Origin of the sequence: Salipiger sp. HF18 (assembly GCF_011806505.1) — a bacterium.
Taxonomy (GTDB): Bacteria; Pseudomonadota; Alphaproteobacteria; order Rhodobacterales; family Rhodobacteraceae; genus Salipiger; species Salipiger thiooxidans.
The window spans coordinates 1-1,870 of the sequence record NZ_JAATOS010000660.1 but is presented as its reverse complement, the minus strand read 5'-3'; the positions used below and the strand labels follow the sequence as shown (position 1 = coordinate 1,870).

The following is a 1,870-nucleotide window of genomic DNA, read 5'->3' as shown; positions in this document are numbered from 1 at the left end:
GAGACCTCATGCCCCGGACCCCATTCTCACCACCCGCCGCGCGATGCTCGCCGGGCTCACCGCCTCTCCCGTGTGTGCCGCCGGTGTCGGCGCCTTCCCGCAGGCGCGCGCGAAGGCGCAATCGGCAGGGTTGCTGACGCCGACCGTGCGCGTGGGGATGCCCGAGGGCCCTTTAGGTCGACGACAAGACCGTCCTGACCAGCCAGATCGTCTTCCCCGATGCGCTGAGCCAGTACCCGTTCCTGAACGTGGCGCCCTACAACGACCGAAGCGGCGAGCGCGACACCCGTGAATGGCAACGACTGGATCGCGAGCGAGGCGGGCGCCGAAATGAAGAGGGCCCCCGCAGCGCGCGGGGGCCCTTTTTTGCCGGTCCCTCCGGCCGCGAGAGCCGGGGGAGCGTCGGGATCAGGAGTGGATCGGGCCGTCACCGCAGGCCAGAGCCGCCTCGCGCACCGCTTCCGAGAAGGTCGGGTGGGCGTGGCAGGTCAGCGCCAGATCTTCGGCCGAACCGCCGTATTCCATCGCCACGCAGACCTCGTGGATCAGGTCGCCGGCCGACGGGCCGATGATGTGGCAGCCGAGGATGCGGTCGGTTTCCTTGTCCGCGAGGATCTTCACGAAGCCTTCGCCCGCGAAGACCGCCTTGGCGCGGCCGTTGCCCATGAACGAGAACTTGCCGACCTTGTAGGCGCGGCCCTCGTTCTTGAGCTCCTGCTCGGTGGCGCCGACCGAGGCGACCTCGGGCCAGGTGTAGATCACGCCGGGGATGACGCCATAGTTCACGTGGCCATGCTTGCCGGCGATGACCTCGGCGCAGGCCATGCCCTCGTCCTCGGCCTTGTGGGCCAGCATCGGGCCGGTGATCGCGTCGCCGATGGCGTAGATGCCCTTGACGCTGGTCTGCCAGTGGCCGTCGGTCTTGATCTGGCCGCGGTCGGTGGTGGCGATGCCGAGCGCGTCGAGGCCCAGCCCGTCGGTGTAGGGCTTGCGGCCGGTCGCGACGAGCACCACGTCGGCCTCGGCCGACTGCTCGCTGTCGTCCTTGCGCAGCTTGTAGGTGACCGTGGCCTTGCCGCCCTTGGTCTCGACCTTCGACACGGCGGCGCCGAGGGTGAACTTGAGGCCCTGCTTCGACAGCAGCTTCTGCAGGCTGCGCTGCACCTCGGCGTCCATGCCGGGGGTGATGGCGTCGAGATACTCGATCACCTCGACCTCGGCACCGAGACGCGCGTAGACCGAGCCCATCTCGAGCCCGATGACGCCGGCACCGATGACGATCATCTTCTTCGGCACCTTGGGCAGCTCGAGCGCGCCGGTCGAGGTCACCACGACCTTCTCGTCGATCTCGACGTCGGCACCGGGCACCGACGCGGGCACAGAGCCCGAGGCGATGATGATGTTCTTGGCGTCGTGGGTCTCGTCACCGACCTTGACCTTGCCGGCCTCGGGGATGCTGGCCCAGCCCTTGATCCAGTCGATCTTGTTCTTCTTGAAGAGGAACTCGATGCCCTTGGTGTTCTGGCCGATGACGTCGTCCTTGTAGGAGAGCATCTGCTTCCAGTCGACGGTGGGCGCCTTGCCCTTGAGGCCCATGGCCGCGAAGTTGTGCTCGGCCTCGTGCAGCTGGTGGCTGGCGTGCAGCAGCGCCTTGGAGGGGATGCAGCCCACGTTCAGGCAGGTGCCGCCGAGGGTCTCGCGGCCCTCGACGCAGGCGGTCTTGAGGCCGAGCTGGGCGCAGCGGATGGCGGCGACGTAGCCGCCGGGGCCCGCGCCGATGACGATGACGTCGTATTGTGCCATTTCGTTTGTCCTTTCTGTTGTCGGTTCGGAGGGGGAGGGGGCGCTGCCCCCTCGGCGCGTGCCGCGC

1 protein-coding gene is annotated in these 1,870 nt (G+C 68.2%); it reads right to left on the bottom strand.

Annotated elements, in window-relative coordinates; translation table 11 throughout:
- Window positions 1-408: 408 nt before the first annotated feature.
- Window positions 409-1,803 (bottom strand): dihydrolipoyl dehydrogenase, encoded by a 1,395-nt coding sequence (gene lpdA, locus HC022_RS25565; RefSeq protein ID WP_089958671.1) that lies wholly within the window; start codon window positions 1,801-1,803, stop codon window positions 409-411.
- Between the last annotated feature and the right edge of the window lie 67 nt (window positions 1,804-1,870).

Bases quoted from the DNA above. Each gene is read 5' to 3' on its own strand.
- lpdA (WP_089958671.1), bottom strand. From the start codon at position 1,803: ATGGCACAATACGACGTCATCGTCATCGGCGCGGGCCCCGGCGGCTAC.